Annotated in this window: 19 protein-coding genes and 1 pseudogene; 13 read left to right on the top strand and 7 right to left on the bottom strand. The window is 59.8% G+C overall.

The window, feature by feature from the left end:
* Positions 1 to 39: 39 nt before the first annotated feature.
* Positions 40 to 1,014, top strand: coding sequence for an arginase family protein (locus tag ACXAGD_RS13125; protein WP_475211249.1), 975 nt, complete (start codon positions 40 to 42; stop codon positions 1,012 to 1,014).
* Here ACXAGD_RS13125 and speB read toward each other — a convergent pair.
* Both speB and ACXAGD_RS13115 read right to left on the bottom strand, forming a co-directional pair.
* Complete coding sequence (gene speB / locus ACXAGD_RS13120; RefSeq protein WP_475211248.1) at positions 1,011 to 1,979, bottom strand: agmatinase; 969 nt, start codon at positions 1,977 to 1,979, stop codon at positions 1,011 to 1,013. The genes ACXAGD_RS13125 and speB overlap by 4 nt on opposite strands.
* Positions 1,980 to 2,048: 69 nt before the next feature.
* Positions 2,049 to 3,569, bottom strand: coding sequence for a trimethylamine methyltransferase family protein (locus tag ACXAGD_RS13115; protein WP_475211246.1), 1,521 nt, complete (start codon positions 3,567 to 3,569; stop codon positions 2,049 to 2,051).
* A gap of 184 nt (positions 3,570 to 3,753) precedes the next feature.
* On the opposite strand from ACXAGD_RS13115, the gene ACXAGD_RS13110 reads away from it, so the two are divergent.
* Positions 3,754 to 6,189, top strand: coding sequence for a GcvT family protein (locus ACXAGD_RS13110; RefSeq protein WP_475211245.1), 2,436 nt, complete (start codon positions 3,754 to 3,756; stop codon positions 6,187 to 6,189).
* A gap of 81 nt (positions 6,190 to 6,270) precedes the next feature.
* A complete protein-coding gene (locus ACXAGD_RS13105; protein ID WP_475211244.1) occupies positions 6,271 to 7,242 on the top strand; it encodes a LysR family transcriptional regulator in 972 nt (323 codons plus the stop codon).
* Here the strand turns inward: ACXAGD_RS13105 and ACXAGD_RS13100 are convergent.
* Positions 7,239 to 8,220 (bottom strand): annotated as a pseudogene (locus tag ACXAGD_RS13100) (LacI family DNA-binding transcriptional regulator). The gene ACXAGD_RS13105 and the pseudogene ACXAGD_RS13100 overlap by 4 nt on opposite strands.
* Before the next feature lie 284 nt (positions 8,221 to 8,504).
* Between ACXAGD_RS13100 and hisD the strand changes: the two are divergent.
* The 4 genes from hisD to comE all read left to right on the top strand — a co-directional run bounded on the left by hisD (position 8,505) and on the right by comE (position 11,511).
* A complete protein-coding gene (gene hisD, locus ACXAGD_RS13095) occupies positions 8,505 to 9,812 on the top strand; it encodes a histidinol dehydrogenase (RefSeq protein WP_475211243.1) in 1,308 nt (435 codons plus the stop codon).
* A gap of 182 nt (positions 9,813 to 9,994) precedes the next feature.
* Positions 9,995 to 10,405, top strand: a complete 411-nt coding sequence (locus ACXAGD_RS13090) for a universal stress protein (RefSeq protein WP_475211242.1) — start codon at positions 9,995 to 9,997, stop codon at positions 10,403 to 10,405.
* A gap of 48 nt (positions 10,406 to 10,453) precedes the next feature.
* On the top strand, positions 10,454 to 10,960 hold the full coding sequence (gene comD, locus ACXAGD_RS13085) for a sulfopyruvate decarboxylase subunit alpha (protein WP_475211240.1): 507 nt from the start codon (positions 10,454 to 10,456) through the stop codon (positions 10,958 to 10,960).
* The gene (comE, locus tag ACXAGD_RS13080; RefSeq protein WP_475211238.1) at positions 10,957 to 11,511 is read left to right on the top strand and encodes a sulfopyruvate decarboxylase subunit beta; all 555 of its coding nucleotides are present in this window, start codon (positions 10,957 to 10,959) and stop codon (positions 11,509 to 11,511) included. The genes comD and comE overlap by 4 nt, the downstream gene beginning before the upstream one ends.
* A 51-nt stretch (positions 11,512 to 11,562) precedes the next feature.
* Here comE and ACXAGD_RS13075 read toward each other — a convergent pair whose 3' ends face one another.
* Genes ACXAGD_RS13075 through ACXAGD_RS13060 form a run of 4 tightly spaced genes read right to left on the bottom strand, consistent with a single transcriptional unit; the run spans position 11,563 to position 17,100 of the window.
* A complete protein-coding gene (locus ACXAGD_RS13075; protein ID WP_475211237.1) occupies positions 11,563 to 12,303 on the bottom strand; it encodes a maleate cis-trans isomerase family protein in 741 nt (246 codons plus the stop codon).
* Complete coding sequence (locus ACXAGD_RS13070) at positions 12,300 to 13,382, bottom strand: pyridoxal phosphate-dependent aminotransferase (RefSeq protein ID WP_475211236.1); 1,083 nt, start codon at positions 13,380 to 13,382, stop codon at positions 12,300 to 12,302. The genes ACXAGD_RS13075 and ACXAGD_RS13070 overlap by 4 nt, the downstream gene beginning before the upstream one ends.
* A complete protein-coding gene (locus tag ACXAGD_RS13065) occupies positions 13,379 to 15,028 on the bottom strand; it encodes a hydantoinase B/oxoprolinase family protein (protein ID WP_475211234.1) in 1,650 nt (549 codons plus the stop codon). The genes ACXAGD_RS13070 and ACXAGD_RS13065 overlap by 4 nt, the downstream gene beginning before the upstream one ends.
* Positions 15,025 to 17,100, bottom strand: coding sequence for a hydantoinase/oxoprolinase family protein (locus ACXAGD_RS13060; RefSeq protein ID WP_475211233.1), 2,076 nt, complete (start codon positions 17,098 to 17,100; stop codon positions 15,025 to 15,027). Before ACXAGD_RS13060 ends, ACXAGD_RS13065 begins: the two co-directional genes overlap by 4 nt.
* A gap of 370 nt (positions 17,101 to 17,470) precedes the next feature.
* Here ACXAGD_RS13060 and ACXAGD_RS13055 point away from each other — a divergent pair, with 370 nt between their 5' ends.
* From ACXAGD_RS13055 to ACXAGD_RS13030, 6 genes are all read left to right on the top strand, one after another.
* Positions 17,471 to 17,851 (top strand): hypothetical protein, encoded by a 381-nt coding sequence (locus tag ACXAGD_RS13055; protein WP_475211232.1) that lies wholly within the window; start codon positions 17,471 to 17,473, stop codon positions 17,849 to 17,851.
* A gap of 185 nt (positions 17,852 to 18,036) precedes the next feature.
* A complete protein-coding gene (locus ACXAGD_RS13050; RefSeq protein WP_475211230.1) occupies positions 18,037 to 19,167 on the top strand; it encodes an ABC transporter substrate-binding protein in 1,131 nt (376 codons plus the stop codon).
* Positions 19,168 to 19,219: 52 nt separating this feature from the next.
* A complete protein-coding gene (locus ACXAGD_RS13045) occupies positions 19,220 to 20,140 on the top strand; it encodes a branched-chain amino acid ABC transporter permease (protein ID WP_475211228.1) in 921 nt (306 codons plus the stop codon).
* Positions 20,137 to 21,123 carry a branched-chain amino acid ABC transporter permease gene (locus ACXAGD_RS13040; RefSeq protein ID WP_475211227.1) on the top strand — a complete coding sequence of 329 codons (987 nt, stop codon included), beginning with the start codon at positions 20,137 to 20,139 and terminating at the stop codon, positions 21,121 to 21,123. The genes ACXAGD_RS13045 and ACXAGD_RS13040 overlap by 4 nt, the downstream gene beginning before the upstream one ends.
* Positions 21,116 to 21,865, top strand: coding sequence for an ABC transporter ATP-binding protein (locus ACXAGD_RS13035; protein ID WP_475211225.1), 750 nt, complete (start codon positions 21,116 to 21,118; stop codon positions 21,863 to 21,865). Before ACXAGD_RS13040 ends, ACXAGD_RS13035 begins: the two co-directional genes overlap by 8 nt.
* Complete coding sequence (locus ACXAGD_RS13030; RefSeq protein WP_475211224.1) at positions 21,862 to 22,548, top strand: ABC transporter ATP-binding protein; 687 nt, start codon at positions 21,862 to 21,864, stop codon at positions 22,546 to 22,548. Before ACXAGD_RS13035 ends, ACXAGD_RS13030 begins: the two co-directional genes overlap by 4 nt.
* Positions 22,549 to 22,555: the final 7 nt, after the last annotated feature.

The following is a 22,555-nucleotide window of genomic DNA, read 5'->3' as shown; positions in this document are numbered from 1 at the left end:
GTTGTCGCCGGGGGCGTTTTTCTTTGAACGGGGAAGACCATGTCCGATCGTTATGAACAGTCCATGATGGACAATCTCTATTGGTGGGGTGTGCCCACCTTGTTCCGCTGCCCTAATGAGGGGCCCGAGGGGAAAGACATCGCGCTGGTGGGTGTTCCGCATTCCACGGGCAATGGCACAACCGAGCGGGATCAGCATCTGGGTCCACGTGCCTTGCGTCATGTCTCGGCGGTACAGCGCAGGGTGCACTCGGTGTTTGGGATCGACCCGTGGAACAGCGCGCGGATTGCCGATGTAGGTGACGTGCCGTTTCCGCGTGCTAATGACAACGAAGACTGCATTGAACGTATTACGGCGTTTTACAAGGATATCGATGCGGCAGGCGCGCGGCCGGTGTCTGTCGGTGGTGATCACTCAATCACCGGCGGGATCGTGCAGGCGCTGGGCGGCGGCAAGCTGGCAGGTGGAGAGCCAGTCAGCTTTCTACATCTGGACGCGCATACGGATGTTTTCACCAAGGTCGATCACTTTCTGGGCGCTAAAAAATCAGCGGCCCATTGGGGAGCTTATCTGGCCGATCAGGGACAGGTCGATCCGACACGGTCGATGCAGATCGGGCTACGGGGCCATCCGCGCAGTTTGGACTGGCTACAGCCCTCCTATGACTATGGATACAACATCGTCACCATGCGCGAGTTCCGTCAACGCGGGCTGGAAGATGTTGTTGCGCAGACACGCGAGGTTCTGGGCGATCGCCCGGTCTATATCACCTTCGATCTGGATTGCCTCGACCCGACGGTCGCGCCCGCCGTGTCCAATCTGGAGCCCGGCGAAAAGGGGTTCGACATTGACGAGGCGGTCGGCATTCTGCGGGCCGCGCGGGGTTTGAATATCGTGGGCGGGGATGTCGTCTGCATGATGCCCACAAAGGACAGCCCCAACAACATCACCGCGCTGACGGCAGCGGCGGTGATGTTCGAGATGATCTCGATGATCGCGGAAAACGTGAGCTAGCGCCGCGCGTCCACTGCTTGCGCCAAAACGCAGAGCAGTTCGAACATCAGCGAGATGCCAAGCCAGGCCGTGCCGCCCTCGGGATCGAAGGGCGGCGCGACCTCGACCAGATCCGCGCCGACCAGATTGACACCCGCCATCTGGCGAATGACCTGCTGCGCCTGAAAGCTGTTCGGGCCGCCTATTTCGGGCGTACCGGTGCCGGGGGCATAGGTCGGATCAACGAAGTCGATGTCATATGTGCAATAGGTGGGCGCGGTGCCTACGATGCTGCGCACTTCGGCCATCACGTCGTTAATGCCGCGGTCGAACAGTTCCTCAATCCGGATGATGCGAATGCCCTGCGCCTCACCCCATTCGATATCCTCAGTGTTGTAAGCGGTGCCGCGAATACCGACCTGCACAAAGCGTCTGGGATCCACCAACCCTTCCTCGACCGCGCGGCGGAAAGGGGTGCCGTGGGTGAATTTGTGGCCTCCGAAATAGGTGTCGAACAGATCGGTGTGGCTGTCGAACTGGATCAACCCCAGCGGGCCGGATTTGGCCAATGCGCGTAGGACGGGCAAAGTTGTTAGGTGGTCGCCCCCAGCGGTCAGCGGAGTGATGCCGCGCGCCGTCAAGTCAGTGTAGAAGCTGGTCACCCGCTCCAACGTATCCTGAATATCCACCGGGTTCGGCGGGACATCCCCCAGATCGGCGCAATTGACCATCGAAAAAGGCGCAACCCCGGTCACCGGGTTCGTCGCCCGGATCATCGTCGAATAGTCCCTCAACTGACGCGGCCCGTGTCGGGCGCCGGGGCGGTTGGTGGTGCCGCCGTCCCACGGGATGCCGACCAGCGCCAACTCAACTTCGGCAATACGGTCGTGATCCAGCGTGATGCTGGGCAACCGCATGAACGTGGGGATGCCAGCGAACCGGGCAAGCTCCATCGCCGAAACCGGCTGAAAAAACGAATTGGTCATGTGCTCCCCCAAACTTGTTCTGGCGCGAGCCTAGCGGCAGATCTGTGACTTGGAAATGGGGCGTTGCGTTTAGGACAGAATGCGAAAGCGCTTGCGGATTTCAGCGTCTTGTTCAGGTGTCAGGTATGCCGGGTGATGGGTGGCCAGAACCTCTTTGGCCTTTTCACGCGCGGCAGACCAGGCGTCAGTTGCGCCTTCTTCCTGCCAAGTGCGTGGCTCGTTTCGGTCGGCCAGGGAGGGGTAGAAGTAATCCCGCTCCATCGCCTCATAGGTATGCGTGCTGCCAAGGAAGTGACCATCGCCCAAAACCGACTGGCAAATCGCGTCAAAGCCCAGGTTTTCTTCGGTCACCTCGATCCCGCGCAAGGCCCGATAGGTGTGAGAGTGCATTTCATCGTCCAGAACAAATGCCTCGAAACTTGCTCCCAGCAGCGACGCTGTCATGCCCGAACTTTCATAGATCAAGTTACCTCCGGCCAGCGCAGCGGCCAGAGAGGTCATCCCTTTTTCGGCCCCGTATTGTGCGTCGATGGCTTTCGCGTCGGTCATCGACGCGGCTACGCCCGAGGGCAGGCCTAGCCAATTGGTAATTTGCGCTGAGGCCGCGTTCAGAATGGTGGTCTCACCGCTGCCGCCGGCGAAGGAGCCGGTGCGCAGGTCTACAATCAACGGCCAGTTGGAAAACACCATCGGAAAACCGGGTTGGATCGTGTTGACCATGACAAGGCTGGCCAGCGTTTCGGCCAGTGATTGCGCCAGAAACCCGGCCAGTGTGGCGGGGGCCGTGGCACCGGCCTGAGCGGCTGTGATACAGGACATAGGGATGTTGTGGGCAACGCATTCGTACACCACGTCAACCGCATCCTCGCCATAGCGCAGCGGAGAGATCACCGGGCTGATATGCGCCTTTAGAAAGGGTCGCTTGGCGAATTCACCCGGTCCACCGGCCACGATATCCAGCATCTCGACAATTGGGGCAACATTCTCGGCCAGCGTAAACGAGGTGGCTACCGGTTTGGTTGTGTTGCGCACCAGCGCATAGGCCGTGTTGATATCCAGGTCGAGTACATCCGGGACATCCGTTGCCACGCAGCAACGGGTAAACCAGCTGACATTGGCCAGTGTGTCCTGCAACCGGGTGAAATCGTGCAGGTCGGCCAGAGTAGACGGGCGGTAGAGGCCAGAGTCCAGGTCCAGTGTCTGCACGGCCGCGCCGCCGGTGCCGAAATACACACGATCACCGCCCACTTCGATCGAGCGACTTTCATCCCGACCGTGCAGAGTGAATGTTTTGGTGGCAGAACGAACCAACCGCTCGACCATCTCACGCGGAAAAACCAGCCTATCCTGTTCCCCGGGTTGCGCTCCGGCAGCCATCAGATCGGCGGCCAGCCGGTCGGGCACATTGCCCATACCCAATGTCTCCAGCAGGCGCAGGGCGGTGTCGTAGATTTGCTCAATCTCAGTTGGGGCTAAGGGTTTGAATGCCCCCCCTTTCTGACCCGGCGGGCAGGGATCGACCACGGGCTTCGCTGCCCGCTGCGCGTGCCGGGCACGGCGACCGCTCCGTTTGCTGACCTCTGAAGCCATCCCGCTCCTTTCTCGCTGCTCTTTTTGGGCACACTAAGCGGCAACTCTGTCCCGTCGCAAAGGGGAATTGCGAATTTGAAAATCTTCAATCGCAGTTTCGATTTTCCAATACAGTCTCCGCACCTGTTGTCGGCCGGGTAAATTCTTCCGCACAACTTGTCCCGGATCAGAGGGAGCAGAGCCAATGAAGTCGCGCACCAAAGTTGTCGTCATCGGGGGTGGTATCGCCGGATGTTCGACGCTGTATCACCTGACGCAAGAGGGTTGGACGGATGTGGTTCTGGTCGAGCGCAACGAATTGACCTCGGGCACGACGTGGCATTCGGCGGCGCAGGTGACGAATTTTGGCATGAACCAGACGATGGTCGGGCTGAAAACGCACTCTATCCAACTGTACAAAGAGCTGGCCGACGACCCGGATTATCCGATCAACTACCACCATGGGGACGGAGGCATCCGTCTGGCCAATACCGAAGCGCAGATGCAGGGCTATCGCCATTTTGCCTCGATGGCGCGCGGGATGGATGTGCAGTTCGAGGTGATCGATGCCGAAGAATGTGCCCGCCGCCACCCGCTTATTTCGACCGAGAACCTGATCGGCGGGCTATGGGACCCGATGGATGGAGACATCGACCCAGCGCAGCTGTGTCAGGCGTTGGCCCGTCGCGCACGCAAAGCCGGGGCCGAGGTTTATCGCAACACACCGGTTGTCGGTTTGACCCAGCACAGCGATGACACCTGGACCGTCCACACTGAGCATGGCGATATCGACTGCGATATCGTGGTCAATGCCTGCGGCTATCGTGTGAATGAGGTCGGCGCGATGATGGGGGTGCATCATCCGGTGTCCTCCATGGAGCACCAGTATTTCCTGACGGAAGAAATTCCTGCCATTCGCGATGCGGGGCACAGGATGCCTCTGCTGCGGTGCCCGATCAGTGACTATTACTGCAGGCAGGAAAAGAATGGGCTGCTGCTGGGGTTCTATGAACAGAACTGCAAGACATGGGGTATGGACGGGATTGATCCGAATTTCGTCAACGCCCTGTGCCCGGATGATCTGGACCGCGTAACCGACGTGCTGGAGGGCGCGTTTGCCCGCATGCCCGCTCTGATGGAGGTCGGGGTACACACGGTCGTCAACGGTCCAATCACATATACGATCGACGGTGCACCTTTGGTCGGGCCGATTCCGGGCAAGCGCAACGCGTTTTGCATCATCGGTCTGCGCGCCGGGTTGGGCGAGGGTGGTGGTCACGGCTGGCTGCTGGCCCAGCAGATCGTGCATGGCGAGGCGTGTTATGACACGTGGTGTCTGGACCCGCGGCGGTTCACGGGCCACGCGAATGTGGAACTGACAGCGCTGAAGGCTATTGAGGATTACCAGAACGAATTCCGCTTTCACTTCCCGCACGAACATCGCCCTGCCGGACGGCCAGCCAAGACCACCCCTCTGACCCCCGTTATGGCCGCCGAGGGTGCGGAATTCACGGTGGTGAATGGCTGGGAGAGAGTCGAATACGTCAAGCCCACCCCCGACTTCTCGCCCTCGCTCAGTTTCGATTTTGACGAAACATTTGATCTGGTCGCCGCTGAAGTCGCCAATGTGCAAAACGGTGTCGGATTGGCCGAGGTGAACGGGTTCAACCGGATCGAGATCACGGGCGCGGACAGGCACGCCTTTTTGGACCGGATGTTCTGCGGCACCGTCACTCGGCGCGATGGTCGGGTTGGGCTGGGCTATCTGTTGAACCATCACGGTATGGTCAAGGCCGAGGCGACTATTGCCAACCTGCCTGCCACCGACCGGGGGCCGGACCGCCTGTGGTACGGGTCCGCTGCCGCCAGTGAGTTTCACGACATGGACTGGCTGACCCAACACCTGCGGGCTGACGAAGACGTACAACTGCGCAGCTTGACCAACGACCAGACCATTTTGGTCCTTGCCGGTCCCAAGGCGCGTGATGTCCTTTCTGCTTGCGCTCGCGGCGACTGGTCCAAGGAGGCTTTCCCGTGGCTCAGCGTGCGCGAGTGCTTTGTCGGTATTGCTCCGGCCACGGTGATGGGTGTCAGTTTCTCGGGTGAGCTGGCCTATGAAATCCATATTCCCAACGCCTCGCTCTACGCTGCCTATCTGGCACTACGGCAGGCCGGAGAGGTTCATGGATTGAAACTTTTCGGCGCGCGGGCGGTGGAGTCTATGCGTATGGAGAAGAGCTTTTTGCATTGGAAAGCTGATCTGATCACGGAATTTGACCCGTTTGAAACCGGCCTCGACCGCTTTGTGAGGCTGGGCAAGGGTGACTTCATCGGTCGCGATGCACTGCAGAAAAGACAGGCCGAAGGGCCGCGAAAAAAGCTGGTCTCATTGCAAATCCACGCCACGCAGCAACCTGCCCATCCCGGGGCGTCGTTGATGCAGGGAGGTCGGGTTGTGGGTACGATCACCTCGGGCGACTGGGGGCATCGTGCGGGTCTGAATTTGGCGCATGGCTTCGTTCTGCCCGAATTGTCCGATATTGGGGTTGAGATGGAGTTGGATTCCTGCGGCCAGCGCGTACGCACGACGGTTATCCCCCCTTCGCCTTATGATCCTGGATTTGAACGTATGAAAGCGTGAGACCGGGGGCACATTCATCATTGCCGTTTGCGCCAAACTTTGCTTGGTTTGTTTCGAAGAAATCGAAACAACGGGTGCGCGGTGTCTAAATCTCTGAGCCTTCGCTGGCTGGAAGTCTTCCGGCTGGTTGCCAAATCGGGATCAATCCAGCAGGTCGCGTCTGAGACGGGACTTTCGATCAGCACTGTCTCGAACCATCTGCGCAGCCTTGAGGGAGCGCTGGGCGTTGACCTCGTCGATCACGGGCGCCGCCCGATGGGACTGACCCCGGCGGGCGAGGTGTTTGCGCGCTATGTCCGCGATGGGCTGACGGTATTGAAACGGGGCGAGGCCGAAATCCGTTCAGGCAACTGGAAGCACGCAACGGATCTGCGACTGGCACTGATTGATGATTTCGACAACCAGATCGCGCCGGACCTGTTCCGCTTTCTGGCGCAGGCCCTGCCGCGTTGCAGTTTCCGCCATTACACGCGCCCCAGTCACGAGATCATCACTAATCTGCAAGAGCACAAGCTGGACGCCGGTGTCGCCACGCGCCCCTCGGAACGCACCGAAGGCCTGATAGAGTACCCGCTGATGCGCGATCCGTTTATCGTGATCCTGCCCAATACGTTCAGCGGAGAACCCGAGGACTTGCTAAAGCCGGACGCGGAATTGCCTCTGCTGCGCTATTCGCGCGACTTCATGATCGGCAAACAGATCGAGATTCAGTTGACCCGCAGCAAGTACAACCTGCCTAACCGGTTCGAATTGGAGTGCAACCACTCGATTATCGGTTTGGTCGCCGAGGGCAGCGGCTGGGCGATCACAACAGCCGCCTGTTTTCATCGCGCGCAAAGGTTCCACGACAGTGTCCGGGCGCTTCCGTTTCCGGGGCGCAACTTCGTGCGCACCGTGTCCTTGTTCACAACTGAGGTCTATCCAGAGACAACCTCGAAACTGATTCAGAAGGTGATGGCAAAGCTGATCCGGCAGCATTTCACTGACCCGATGTGCGAGGCGCATTCCTGGTTGGGGGATGACTTCCGTACTATGGAGGCCGAGGCCGCCTAAGAGCTGGCCGGAGGCCCGAGGGTTTGACGCTCAACAATATGTGTGTCCAGCCGCGTTCCAGTACCCGCGGTTTGGTTTTCCAGCATCGCTAGCAGTGCCAGCGCAGATCGGCGGCCCATTTCCCGATGAGGCACATGCACGGTGGTCAGAGCAGGGGTGGCGATCCGGGCCAGTTCGATATCGTCAAACCCTGTAACTGAAACGTCCTGTGGCACTTTCAGGCCCATCTGGCGCGCCCGGTGCAGCGCGCCAACGGCCAGAACGTCGTTGCCGCAAAAGATCGCCGTGGGGCGGGCATCATGTGACATCAGCCTGGAAAACGCCTCGGCACCGTTTTCGATCTGATACGGAGCTTCGAGGATCGTCAGATCCGATGAGGAAAGTCCGTTCTGCTGGACCGCGTCCCGTATTCCTTCGATCCGAGCACGCGCCCGATCATTGCTTGTGGTGATGCCGGAAATCACACCGATCCGTTGATGGCCCAATCCTATCACACGATTTGCCAATTCAGCCATCGCCGCGCGATTGTCAAAGCCGACCGAGGCAATTCGCGCATCTGCCAGATAAGACTACGCGACCATCACTGGCATGTTGCGGTGCGCGAGACCTTCGTAAATCTTCGGATCGCGGTCATACCCGATCAATAGTACCCCGTTCACACCGCGTGCGACCAGAGTCCGGTTCTGCTCTTGTTCATGATCGGGATCGTAGGCCGAGCTTGAGATCAGCAGCGTGTAACCGCGTTGATGCAATTCTTCCTGAAAGGCTTGCAGGCCGCGTGCAAAAAATTTCGTTCTCCATGGTGGGTATGATCGCGCCGATCGTCCAGCTCCGCTTGGCCGCTATCACCCGCGCGGCGAAACTTGGCGTGTATCCCCGCCTATCCACCGCCGACATAACACGCTGACGCGTTGCCTCCACCACCCGGGCGGGATCATTCAAACGGCGGGACACGGTTGCCGTCGAAACGCCTGCCAGCTTGGCGACATCATTCAGCGTGGGCGGAGCGAAGTTTTGGCATTTTCAAACCTGGGATTTGTTTTTCTCAATAAGTCTAAGTGCAAGTTAATATTAAGAAAAACGGAAATGTAAGTGCTTGCATTTTTGATGTAAGGCTTACAAATTTCGGTGAGCCGAATCCGGAAAAAAAGGCCAGATAAAACGTCGTGGTCGCACTTTTCGGAGATGTCGGGGAAGTAGTGGCTCTGTTCGCAGTGCCGATCACCTTGTTTCATGTAAACTACGAATAGGACCCGCTGCCTATGCCTCGTGACTATTTGAAGAAAGCGACTCTAACGGCGCAATCCCATGCCTCTGAGGTGCATGATACGGTCAGGACTATTCTTGCCGATATTGAGGCCGGCGGCGATGCCAAGGCGCTGGAATATGCGGCTAAGTTCGACAAGTTCGACGGCAACGTTTTGATGACGCAGGATGAGATCGACGCCGCCATCGCAAAGGTTCCAGAGAGACTTAAGGCTGACATCCGCTTTGCCCACGACAATGTACGCCGCTTTGCCGAAACGCAGAAGGCAACCGTTGGCGATGTACAGACAGAGATCGTTCCGGGGTTCGTCGCCGGTCAAAAGGCGATCCCGGTGGATGCGGCGGGCTGTTACGTGCCCGGTGGGCGTTATAGCCATATCGCCAGCGCGATCATGACCGTTACCACCGCGAAGGTTGCCGGATGCCGTCACATCACCGCCTGCTCTCCGCCGCGCCCGGGCGAGGGGGTCGCGCCTGCAATTGTATATGCCGCGCATATCTGCGGGGCGGACAGTATCCTGGCCATGGGCGGCGTGCAGGGTGTGGCTGCGATGACTTATGGCCTGTTCGGTTTGCCACGCGCCAATATCCTTGTGGGTCCGGGCAACCAATACGTGGCCGAGGCCAAGCGCGTTCTCTACGGTAAGGTCGGCATCGATATGATCGCAGGTCCCACTGACAGCCTGATCCTTGCCGATGCCAGCGCTGATGCGCATGTGGTGGCCACCGATTTGGTCAGTCAGGCCGAGCATGGGTACAACTCACCCGTGTGGCTGGTGACCGATGACCGGAAGCTGGCGCTGAAGGTGATGGAACTTGTGCCAAAGCTCATCGACGATCTGCCCGAGTTGAATCGCGAAAACGCCGCCGCCGCGTGGCGCGACTATGCCGAAGTGATCGTTTGTTCGGATCGCGAGGAAATGGCGACGTGTTCGGATGAATACGCGCCCGAGCATCTGACCGTTCAGGCCGAGGATCTCGATTGGTGGCTGGAACGGCTGACCTGCTACGGCTCTCTGTTTCTGGGTGAAGAGACCACCGTGTCTTACGGCGACAAGGCCACCGGCACCAACCACGTTCTGCCGACCTCGGGCGCGGCCAGCTATACCGGGGGATTGAGCGTCCACAAGTATATGAAGATCGTCACTTGGCAGCGGGCCACACGCGAAGGATCGAAGTCTGTTGCTGTTGCGACCGCGCGCATTTCCCGGCTTGAAGGCATGGAAGGTCACGCCCGCGCCGCGGATGTGCGTCTGGCCAAGTATTTCCCGGACGAGCAGTTTGACCTGCGCGCGGATGGGTGATTCACGGATGCCCTTTGATCTGCCATCGCGGGCGCCCCGGGGCCGAAAATGCGCCGCAATACCTTGCAGGAAATCACTTTTGTCGGCACCGTATGCACATACGGCCGAGGATTTCCGGCAGACCGTGTGGTCCATTTTAACGGCCGTCTGTGGGCTATGGCCCGGCAGATACGGAGGGATTCATGTATAAGAAAATTCTTGTTCCTATGGCGCTCGACCACGGCATTTCGCGGCACACGCTGGAAGTGGCCCGGGCGCTCTCGGCGGAAGACAGCGAAATTATTGCACTGCATGTGTATGAGATGCCGCAGGGCTCGGTCAGTGCCTATCTGGACAAGGACGCAGTGGCCAATGGGTTTCGCGCAGCTACCAGTCTGTTGCGGGAAAAGACCGAGGAACTGGAGGGCATCCAGCCCGAAATCGTCAAGGGTCATACCGCTCGGACCATCATCGACTATGCCAACGACAATGACTTTGATTGCATCGTCATCGGCTCGCACAAGCCGGGTCTCAGTGATTATTTCCTGGGCTCGACCGCCTCGCGCGTGGTCCGCCATGCGGGGTGCGCCGTGCATGTGCATCGCAGGATTTGAACCCAAAAATCGCGCCTCGGCGCCCCAAGCAGGACGGACAGACGGTATATGAACATAGACAAGAAGATCACGGATGATCTGGTCGCAAACGACATTTCGTTTGTCACCACCGTGCCGTGCAAGCAACTGGCCGGGGTCATCGAAGAAATCGACAATCGCGATGGCATCTATCACATCCCCTCGAACAAAGAAGACGAGGGCATGGGCCTGTGCGCAGGTGCCTGGATGGGCGGCAAACGCCCTGCGATTATCATGCAGAACACGGCCATTGGCGTAACCATCAACACACTGGCCACGCTGATTCAGTATTACCGGATGCCGCTGCCTATGCTGATTTCATATCGCGGAGAGTTGCGCGAACCGATCGCCTGTCAGGTGGAAATGGCGGTACACACCAAGGCCTTGTTGGCGCAGCTGAACATCCCGACCTATCACTTCCACCATCAGTCGGACGTGGACGAGCTGGACGCGATCCTGAAATACACTTTCATGTGCAACAAGCCGGTCGCCATTCTGACCGACGCCAATTTCTGGGGAGGCTATGGCGACCAATGATCCGTTCTGAAATCCTGACAGAAATCGCCCTGATCCTGCGTGATCAACTGGTCGTTTGTAACATTGGCATCCCCAGCCAAGAGCTGCACGCCATCGACGATCAGCCGACCAACTTTTATATGCTGGGCACGATGGGACTGGCCTCATCCATTGGTCTCGGGCTAGCGCTGTCGCAGCCGAAACCGGTGATAGTGATTGATGGGGATGGCTCGGTGCTGACCAATTTGGGCACGCTGCCGACCATCGCGAACAATGTGGCCGACAACTATATCCTGCTGATTGTCGACAACGGCTCCTACGGGTCGACTGGGGATCAACCTACCTATGCAGGGCGGAAGACCTCGCTGGCGAAAATGGCCGAGGCTGCGGGCTGTGACCGCGTGATTGAATGCCCCGCCGAGGAAACCGGTCGTGTGCTGAAAGAGGCGCTGGATGCCAAGCAGATGACAATCATCGTCAGCAAATGTGAAAGCGGTAACGCCAAGATGCCGCCGATCACGATGGACCCGGTGGTGATCCGCGACCGGTTCATGAAGGCTGTGCAGGCCTGAGGAATTCAAGGCGCGGATGTGTTGTTCATTATCCGCGCCTTTGGACAGGTTTCACCGGGGCTGTTCCAATAGCTGCCCGAACCCTGAAACGGGTTCTTTGATATCCAACAGTTGCAGCGCCTGAAAAAGCATTGCTTGATTTGAACTGATCACGGGTTTGCCGACCGTCTCCTCAAGCCGTGCCAGAGCCTCGACACTACGCATGTCGGTGCAAGACAGAACCAGCGCGTCGACCTCAGGGTGATCCGCGGCCCGGCCCAGTTCGAAGACGGCGTCTGGGTCCAATGCTCCCTGGCCTTCGTTGTCCAGTGCCTCAGTTACTTCTGAGCGCTGGATGGTTTCGAAACCCAGTTCACCCAAAAACCCGATCGCCATATCGTTGATCGCCGGAACATAGGGTGAGGCGAACCCGATACGACGGGCGCCGAGCGTAGTCAGAGCATGACCCAAAGCCCCAGCCGCAGTGACCGTCTTGGCCCCGCTTGCAGTGCTGATCCGTGCGGTCAGTTCGCGGTCAAACTCTGGGCCGTGGGTCAGGGTAGCCGAGGTGCATCCGTATAGGACCACACCCGGCTTTGCCCCCATTAACAGGTGCAGTGGCTCGTCCAGATCGGCTGCTCCCAGCCCGTGCATTTGACCCTCATCGGGGATTTCATCTTCGTCATAGCCGCCCATCCGAGCCACGTGCAGCGTGATCCCAGGGGGACACATTAGCGCCAGATCGGGTTCAAGGTTGGTGTTGGTAAAGGGGACAAGAACCCCGAACCTTGCGCGGCCTCTGGGCGTGTTCATAATTGTCCCTCCTGTTTCCATTTCCTCAGGATTGCGATTGCAGTTTCCATTGCTTCCTGTGACCCGACGGTCATGCGTAGTGTGTGCGGCAACCCCGCACCGCCCTGAGGGCGCAGGAAAACGCCTTCGGAGCGCAGCTTTCGGTCTGCGCTTGCCGCGGCCTCAGGTTTACCCATGTCCAGCAGCAGGAAGTTGGTAAAGCTGGGGTAGGGGGTAAAACCAGCGTCCCTCAACTCGCTTGCCGCCTGTTCGCGCAGAGCAGCCGTTATCGCACAGGTTTCACGCATGTAGGCGTCGTCTCGCACTGCTGTTGCTGCGGCGACTTGAGCGCTGGCGGGGATGTTGTTCGGGTTCATCACCTTGCGTAGTTCTTCGGCAATGCCGGGCGGGAACAACCCCCAACCGACGCGAAACCCGGCCATACCATAGGCTTTGGAGAAGGTTCGCAACACGACTGTGTTGTCCTCGGCGGTCATATCAAAACACCGCTCTCCCAAATGATCTGAAAACTCACCATAGGCTTCGTCGATCACCAGCAGAATGTCGGGCCGTAGTCTTTGCCGCAAACGGATGAGTTCGGATTTCGTGATGCGCGTGCCGGTCGGGTTACCCGGATTTGCAACAAAAACGATCCCCGTGTCCGGTTGGACTGCTGCCAGCAAGGCATCGACGCTGATGGTGGCCTCCGTTTCCCGGGCAGTATCGAACCGCGCGTCGGCCATACGCGCAGCCGTCTGAAAGAACGGGTAGGCATGGGCCGGGGCCAGTACTGCTCTACCCGGTCCGGCGTAGACACGGGCAAGACAACCGATCAGGTCGAGCGATCCGTTGCCACTCAAAATCCGGGCCGCATCAATCCCGTGCAGCTCCGCTAGAGCGTGTCGCAGGTCAGTCCAGTCCGGGTCGGGATACAGCATCGACGTGCCCATGGTTTGTGCTGCCGCCTCGAGCGCCTTGGGGCTGGGTGGGCGCAGGCTTTCGTTTTGGGACAGCGAGATGAGGGTTTTGCCCTTGGGCGCGGCAAGGTCAGCCAGCGCGTAAGGTGACATGCGCGCGATATGTGGGTGCGGGCGGGTCATGTCTGCCTCCGATATTGGGTTCGGGCCATGCCCTGAGTGATCAGACCCGCGCGAAGGTCGTTCCGCACCGCGTCGTCCGAGCGTTCCTCGGGCAAACCAAATCCGCCCCCTCCGGGCGTCTCGAACGTTAGTGTTTCACCGGCCTTGATCCGAACCTCGCCTTTGCCGGGCAATTGGCGGTTGCCGGGCTGCACGGTGACACGCCCGGGCGCGCCGTCCAACCCGCCGTCGCGGCCGCCAGCCGGGTTCTTGATCCGCTCGACCGACAGGAACAGCATCAGGTCCTGATCCTTGGATGCGCTGAGTTCAATCTGCTGCCCTAGTCCGCCGCGCGTACGGCCGGCTCCTCCGGAATCCGTTCGTAACTCGCGGCGATGAATCAACACTGGCGCAACGGCCTCGGTTGTTTCGACCTGGCTACCCCAGACGCCGCTGGGAAAGGCGGTGGCCGATAAGCCATCCAGCTGGGGTCGGGCGCCGGTGCCTCCGTTGAAGACCAACTCCAGCGCAAACAGGTCATCGCCGCGATCAACGGCTTCGGGCGCGTGGCGTAGGGGTAGATCGTACATGCAGGATGCCCCCTCAGCCGGAACCTTGTCGGGCAAGGCCTGAGACAGGCAGCCATAGACCAGATCGGGTGTCATCTGCCCCAGCGTATGCCGCATCGCGACCGGGGCCGGGGGCTGCGCGTTCAGGATACAGCCCTTGGGGCCGGTCACGCGAAAGGGGTCGAGCGAGCCTGCATTGTTCGGGATATCCGCTCCAATGATGCAGCGCAGGGCAAAGACGGAATAGGCCGTAGCATAGTTCAGCGGCACGTTGATCCCTTTACCGACACAGTCCGCGGTGCCGTCGAAATCCAGCAACAGGTGGTCGTCTGCGATGGTGAGGGCGGCGTGCAGTTCGATTTCGTCGTCGTAGCCATCAACCTTCAGCACATGGTGCCACGTGCCCTTGGGCAGGGCGGCGATGGCCTCAAGAGTACCGCGTTTGGAAGTGTCGATGATGTAGTCGGCCAGAGCATTCAGATCGGTAAGACCGAATTCTTGCATCATCTGGATCAGTCGGGTGGACCCGGCCTCACAACAGGCGATCAGGGCATATATGTCACCTTCGTTTGCAATAGGCTCGCGCGAGTTGGCTTTGACGATGTCCAGCAGCAGAGCGTTGACCTCTCCCTGGCCAACCAGTTTGCAAGGTGGGATCAGCAGGCCCTCGTCATAGATATCCGACCCTTCTGGCCCCATGCCCAGCCCGCCCAGATCAACAAGATGCGAGGTGCAGGCGGTGTAGCCGATCACCGTGTCCTGATAAAACACGGGCATCATCAGCAGAAAGTCGTTCAGGTGCCCCGAGGCGATCCACGGATCGTTGGTCATGTAGATATCGCCGGGTTTCATTTCGCTTTGGGCAAAACGCGCACGCAGGGTTTTGACCGCCTCGGCCATTGTGTTGATATGCCCGGGCGTGCCGGTGACGGCTTGCGCCAGCATCCGGCCCTGTGCATCGAATACCCCGGCTGAGATATCGCCGCATTCCCGCACGATAGGGCTGAAGGCGGCGCGGATTAGCGCCTGTCCCTGCTCTTCAACCACGGCCAAAAGCCGGTTCCACAGCACCTGCAGGCGTGTATCTGACTGGATCATGTTTGAACCTCCCCTTGCCGCGTCAGCCAGATGTTGCCTTGGCCGTCCACGGTGGCGCTGAAATCGGCGCTGACGAATGTGGTTGTTTGGGCTTCGACGATCAGCGCCGGGCCGCTGAGGGCTGCGCCGGGTGTCAGGTCAGAACGGTTGAACACCCCCGCCGTACGCCATTGGCCGGTGACATCGCACAGGATTTGGCGGTGCTCGGTTGCTGCAGTGGGATGTTCCGCCGGTTTGTCTGAATAGGGTTCATGTGCGGCGGCGGGGGAGGAAACGGACAGCCCCCAGTTCAGGATTTCGATGGCCATGCCGGGTACGATCCGGCTGAACTGGCGGCTGTATTCCGTTTCAAAGGCCTCGCGCAAAGCGGCGAGGTCCGAGCTGGCTAAAGCCCGGTCGGGCAGTTGGATTTCGATCTCATGTCCCTGTCCATGATACCGCATGTAAGCGATCCGACGTTGCTGCAGCGCGCCTTCAGGCGCACCGGCGCGGACAACCTGCTCGGCCTCGGCCTGCATGGAGTCGAAGAAGTGGTTCAGCCCGTCGATATCCAGATTGTCCAACCGGGCATAGCGTGACCGGATGACCTCATAAGACACAGGCGCGAACAGGAAGCCGACTGCCGATCCCACCCCCGGATCACGCGGGATCAGCACCCGCCGCATCTGGGCGCGTCGGGCCACGCGGGTGGCGTGCAACGGGCCGTTGCCGCCGAAGGCGATCATCAAACGGTTGCCAAGGTCCTTGCCGGATTCAACCGCGTGCATCCGGCCAGCGCTGGCCATGCTTTCATCTACAATTTCGCTGACCGCAAAGGCGGCCTGATCAGGGCCAAGTTTCAATGGATCGCCCACATCCTGCGCCATCGCCTGCTTGGCGACATTTGGATCAATCTGTAGCCGTCCTTCAGCAAACCGCCCTGGTTCGATAAGGCCCAACGTCAGGTCGGCATCGGTGACCGTGGGCTTATCTCCGCCCTTGCCAAAGGCTGCCGGACCGGGGTCTGACCCGGCGCTGTGCGGACCGACCTGAATGCGGCCTAAGCGGTCAACACTTGCGATTGAGCCGCCGCCTGCTCCGATCTCGATCATCTCGATCACTGGAATGCGCACTGGCATCCCGGACCCCTTGATGAACCGTTCGGCCCGCGAAATTTCAAACTTGCGCGCGGTTTGGGGGCGGTAGTCGTCGATCAGGCACAGCTTGGCGGTGGTGCCTCCCATGTCAAAGGACAGCACCTCGGGCTCACCCGTGGCCTCGGCGATACGGGCGGCCAGAACGGCACCCCCGGCCGGGCCGGATTCGACCAGACGGATCGGCAACCGCGCGGCGGTGTGCAGCGTGGTCATGCCACCGCCCGCCGTCATCATCAGGATCGGGCAGGCGAGTCCCATCTGTCGGAACCGTGCTTCAAAGTCATGCAGATACCCAGCCATCAGGGGCTGCACATAGGCGTTGGCAATCGTGGTGCAGAGCCGGTCGAATTCGCGCGCTTCGGGGCTGACCTCGTGGCTGAGCGAGATGACCAAATCTGGCATATGCTGCGCCAGCAGATCGCGCAGCGCCAGCTCATGCGCTGGGTTGGCATAGGCATGCAGCAGGCAGACGGCGACGGCCTCGACCTTAAGCGCTCGCAGTTCGTTGACTAGGTTTACAACACCGGTCTCATCCAGCGGCTCCAACTCTTGCCCGCTGGCATTCATGCGCCCGCCGATTGTAAGAGAATGGGTGCGCGGCACGATCAGGTGCGGTTTGACCAGATCGATCGCATATTGGCTGTAGCGCCGCTCATACGCGATTTCGAGGATATCGCGGAACCCACGTGTGGTTATCGTCGCAGTGACGGCTCCGCGGCGTTCGATCAGGGCATTGGTGGCCAAAGTGGTGCCATGGATGAATCCGGTTACCTGGCTCCAGTCGGCGCCCGTGGCCTGTAACACATGTGTGGCACCTGCAACCGCACCAAGGGCGGGGCGGTGTGGCGTGGTGGGTGTTTTGGTGGTTGCCACCACCCGAGACGTATTGTCCAGCAGTACGGTGTCGGTAAACGTACCACCGATGTCGATTGCCATGCGCAATCCAACTGTTTGATTCATAGGGGTATCAGCCTGAAAAGGTGGAACAGACCCTAAGGCGGGTCAGATGAAAACGGACTGTTCCTTGCGGGTCAGGCGACCAGATCGCACCCGGTTTCGCGACGCATCATCGGTTGTCGAAGGTTGGTTGTCACAGCTTCAGTTCCTAGTCGTCTGATGCGACGAGATTGAGTGACAAAATGCGTATCCGTCAACACTTCTTTCGGGGCTCGTGCCGGTTTGGTCCAATTGTCTGAATTTCATATGACGTTAGGTGAGGCGCATCCCACTCAAAAGTTTTCCGAAATTTCGTCACAGGGGGTAAGTCATTAAGCTCAGTCACTTCACACATAACCTTCTGATCGGCATGCGCCTGATACCGGCGGGCCTGTCTCAGGCACAGGCACACGACCACGAGGAACGTCAGGGCATGGGGCTTTTGCGCTTGCTGCCGATTCTAAAGACCAACCACAGTATCGCAATCATCGAACTGTATCCGGAATCGGAGGAGTTCGGAGAGATCCTCAGCGAAGTGGAACAGCCCGAGATGGAGCATCCGCTGCACCATCTGTTCTACAGCCCCAATGGTCGGCTCTATGCGAGCGGACTGGATCCGTCCTGTAGTCTAGCCGAGGTCAGATGGTCTCCTGATGCGGGCGGGGCGCCGGTGATTTCCGGCTTTGACAGTCTGGACACGCAAGGGCAGATCGTCAGCGAAGACATCATCATGGTCACTCTGGCCTACTGAAACGGGCCGCTTTTCAAGAAAATTCAGTAGTTCCGGTTGAAATCGCCCTCGACTGCGGGGGTGTGATCGGTGATTGTTTGCACGATCGGCAAGGTGGAAAAAGACCGCTCTGTCAGGCGAATAGACTAAAAGCCGTGAAGGCTGACATAAGTTGCGTCGAAAAAGACCAACGAAGGGAGAAGAAGATGAAAAAGTTATTAGCGGCCGCTGCGGTTTCCGCGCTGTGCGCGACAGGCGCTTTGGCCGAGGTCAAGGTGGGCATGATCACCACGCTATCGGGTGGTGGCGCCGGGCTGGGTATCGACGTGCGTGACGGGTTCATGCTGGCCATCGCGCAATCGGGCCGGGACGACATCGAGGTCGTTATCGAGGACGACCAGCGCAAGCCGGATATCGCGGTGCAACTGTCCGACAAGATGATCCAATCCGAGCGGGTCGATGTGATGACCGGCATCATCTGGTCCAACCTTGCCATGGCGGTTGTGCCTGCGGCGGTGAACCAGAACGTATTCTATCTGTCGCCTAACGCCGGACCGTCGCCGCTGGCCGGAAAAGGCTGTCACAAGAACTACTTCAACGTCGCCTGGCAGAACGACAACTTGCACGAGGCCGCAGGCGCCTATGCCAACGGTGCGGGTTACAAGAACAGCTTTATTCTGGCACCGAACTACCCGGCGGGCGTTGATGCGCTGACCGGCTACAAGCGCTTCTTCGAGGGTGATCTGGCCGGCGAGGTCTATACCGAACTGGGGCAGACCGATTACGCCGCCGAAATCGCGCAGATCCGCGCCAGCGATGCGGATAGCGTGTTTTTCTTCCTGCCCGGCGGTATGGGGATTTCCTTCCTGAAGCAATATGCTGACAGTGGCATCGACAAGCCCGTGATCGGTCCTGCCTTCAGCTTTGATCAGGGTATCCTTCAGGCGGTTGGCGATGCGGCGATGGGTGTGGTGAACACCTCGCAATGGAACAAGGATATCGACAACCCAACCAACGCGGCGTTTGTCGAAAGCTTCCAGGCCGAATATGGACGTCTGCCCTCGCTCTATGCCAGCCAGGGGTTCGATACCGCCAATCTGCTGCTGTCGGCGCTGGAAAAGGCCGATCCTTCAGATGCGAGGGCCTTCCGCGACGCCCTGCGCCTGGCAGAGTTCGACAGCACCCGCGGTGATTTCAAGTTTGGCCCGAACCATCACCCGGTTCAGACCATTTACGCCCGCGAAGTGATCAAGGAAGGTGATGTGTTCACCAACAAAATCATCGGTGTCGCGTTGGATGACCACATTGACGCCTACGCGGTCGAGTGCAAAATGTAATTGACCTTCTGCCTGCCCCGGCCGACGGGGCGGGCAGACCACCGGAGTTTCCATGTCCTCGATCCTGATTATCGAGCAGATCCTTAACGGGCTGCAGTTCGGCGTCATGCTGTTCCTGATGGCGGCTGGCCTGACGCTGATTTTCGGCGTTATGGGGCTGATCAACCTCGCGCATGGCTCGCTGTATATGGTGGGGGCCTTTGCGGCCGCCGCCGTAGCAGGGGCCACCGGGTCTTTCCTGTTGGCGCTGGTCGCCGCATTGGCGGCAGCAGCACTGGCCGGCGCGATTGTCGAGATGGTTGTGATCCGGCGATTGTACAACGCGCCGCATCTGGATCAGGTGTTGGCGACCTTCGCGCTGATCCTGATCTTTTCCGAGGGCACGCGCTGGGTCTTTGGTTCGTTTCCGCTGTTTCTGGACATCCCCGACGCGCTATCGGGGCCGGTCACCCTGCCCGGGGGCATCGAGTACCCGCTCTATCGCCTCACTCTGATCGGCATAGGGCTGGCTGTCGCGGTGGGCCTCTGGGTGCTGATCGAGCGCACCCGGTTGGGCATCCAGATCCGCGCCGGAGAGAATGACCGCGAGATGATCGCGGCGCTGGGCGTCGATATCTCGAAGCTCTACACGTTGGTTTTTGCGCTGGGCGCGGCACTGGCCGGGCTGGCGGGCGCTTTGGTCGGCGCAATCCAGTCGGTTCAGGTGGGGATGGGCGAGCCGGTGCTGATCCTGGCCTTTGTTGTCATCGTGATCGGTGGCATCGGCTCGGTCCGTGGGGCCTTTATCGGTGCGCTGCTGGTCGGGTTGACGGATACGCTGGGCGGGGTGTTCCTGCCCGAGCTGTTCAAACTGTTCATGGACAATGGTGCGGCGCAAAAGACCGGCTCGGCGCTGGCGTCGATGGGGATTTACGTGCTGATGGGATTGGTGCTGATCTGGCGGCCCACCGGATTGTTCGGAGCGCGCGCATGAGGCTGAAGGAGAACTACCTCAACGCGCTGGTGATCGCGGGTTTGCTTGCGCTGCCGCTTTGGGCGGTTGTCGCGGATCAGCCATTCACGATCACGCTGGTGACGCGGGCGGTGATCCTTGCGCTGGCGGCCGTGGGGCTGAATCTCATCCTCGGGATCGGCGGCATGGTCAGCTTCGGACATGCCGCGTTCTTCGGGATCGGCGGCTATGCGATGGGCATCCTTGCCCATCACGCGCAGACGTACACGGCGCTTGATCTGGGGCTGTTCAGCACCGATGGTACAAAGTCCATGCCGGTGATCTGGCTGGTGGCAATGGTCCTGTCAGCGCTGGTGGCGTTTTTCATCGGGCTGCTGTCGCTGCGCACGTCCGGCGTGTATTTCATCATGATTACGCTCGCCTTTGGGCAGATGTTCTTCTACTTCGCGATTTCCTGGGCGCAGTATGGCGGTGAGGACGGGCTGTCGATCTATGTCCGCAATGGCTTTCCCGGTCTGAATACGCTGGTGCCGATCCAGTTCTACGCAGTGTGTTTCTCGCTGCTTTGTGTCGTGCTGTTTCTGTTCGCGCGTTTGCAGGCGTCTCCCTTCGGTCTGGCGCTGAACGCGGCGCGACAGACGGCGACACGAGTCGAGACCGTGGGCCTGAACCCGATGCGGCTGAAGCTGCTGGCCTTTGTGATCTCGGGCGCAATCACCGGGCTGGCGGGGGCGCTGTTTGCCGACCTAAACCGCTTTGTCTCGCCTTCAATGTTCAGCTGGCAATTGTCGGGGGAACTGATCGTACTGATCATCATCGGCGGGGTGGGGCGCCTTATGGGGCCGGTCATCGGAGCCTGCGTCTTTGTCGCCTTGGAACATTTCCTGGGCGAACTCACCGATTTCTGGCATGTCTATTTGGGCGTCGCCCTGCTTTGCATCGTACTGTTTGCGCGCGGTGGTCTTATCGGCTTGTTGACCGGGAAAGAGGGCGCGCATGTCTGATCCCATTCTCGCCACGCTGAACCTGAACAAAAGCTTTGGAGCGCTCAGGGCCACCGTCGACGTTTCCATCGATCTGAAGCCCGGAGAAATCCACGCCATCATTGGCCCAAACGGGGCTGGCAAGTCGACATTGATCCAACAGATATGTGGCGGGCTGGCACCTGACTCCGGGCAGGTTCTGCTGAACGGACAGGATGTCTCGGGCCATTCTACTCAGGCACGGGCGCAGGCTGGGTTGGCGCGAACCTTCCAGATTTCGCAGCTATGTATGGAAGATACGGTGCTGGAGAATGTCGTGCTTGGTGCGATTGGTGCGGAACGCAGGGCGTGGCGGTTTTGGCAGCCGGCGCTGAAACGGCCCGAATTGCGCGACCGGGCCGAGGCCGCGCTGGATCGCGTGGGTCTTAGCGATGAACGCGATACTAGATGCGCCAATCTCAGCCACGGTCAGCGGAGGCAATTGGAAGTCGCGGTGGCGCTGACTCAGTCGCCTACAGCCTTCGTCATGGATGAGCCGATGGCGGGGCTTGGCGCCGAAGGCTCGAAACGGCTGACCGGGTTTCTGGACGGTTTGCGGCAGGAAGCGCCCATTCTGCTGGTGGAACACGACATGGATGCGGTGTTTGCACTGGCCGACCGGATCAGTGTGCTGGTCTACGGTAAGATCATCGCCACCGGTGCGGCCAATGAAATCCGCACAAGCCCCGAGGTGCGTGATGCCTATCTGGGGGATGAGGCATGACCCTGCTGCGACTAGAAAATCTCACCGCCAGCTACGGTGACAGTCAGGCGCTGTTCGGCGTTGATCTGCAGATGGCACAGGGCGAAGTGACCGCTCTGATGGGGCGCAACGGGATGGGTAAAACCACCACGGTCAAGGCGATCTGCCGGATGATCCGGTCGCAGGGCAAGCTGACGCTAGACGGTCAGGACCTGCATACACTGCCCAGCCATAAGGTGGCCCGAAAAGGGGTGGGGCTGGTGCCCGAAGGCCGCCGTTGTTTCGCGGATCTGACCGTGCGCGAAAACCTGATTGCGGCGGCACGCCCCGGCGATTGGACTCTGCGCCGCGTGACCGAGCTGTTCCCCCGGTTGGGTGAACGCCTGGGTCAGCGCGCCGCCTCGCTGTCGGGCGGGGAACAGCAGATGTTGGCGATTGGCCGTGCGTTGATGACCAATCCGCGCCTGCTGATTTTGGATGAGGCTACCGAGGGCCTTGCCCCGATCGTGCGGCAGGAAATCTGGGCTGCCCTGCACTGCCTGCGGCAAGAGACGAATGTGGCGATCCTGCTGATCGATAAATCACTAAAGGAAATGGCGGCAGTGTCCGACAAAGCGGTCATTCTGGAACGGGGTCGCACGGTCTGGTCCGGTGCAATGACGGACCTGACCCCGGAAGTTTCCGAGAAATACGTGGGCGTCTGATTGCTGC

The organism is Ruegeria sp. ABF4_144 (assembly GCF_056160045.1).
The sequence above is the reverse complement of the archived record's forward strand: the minus strand, read 5'-3'. Positions and strand labels throughout refer to the sequence as shown.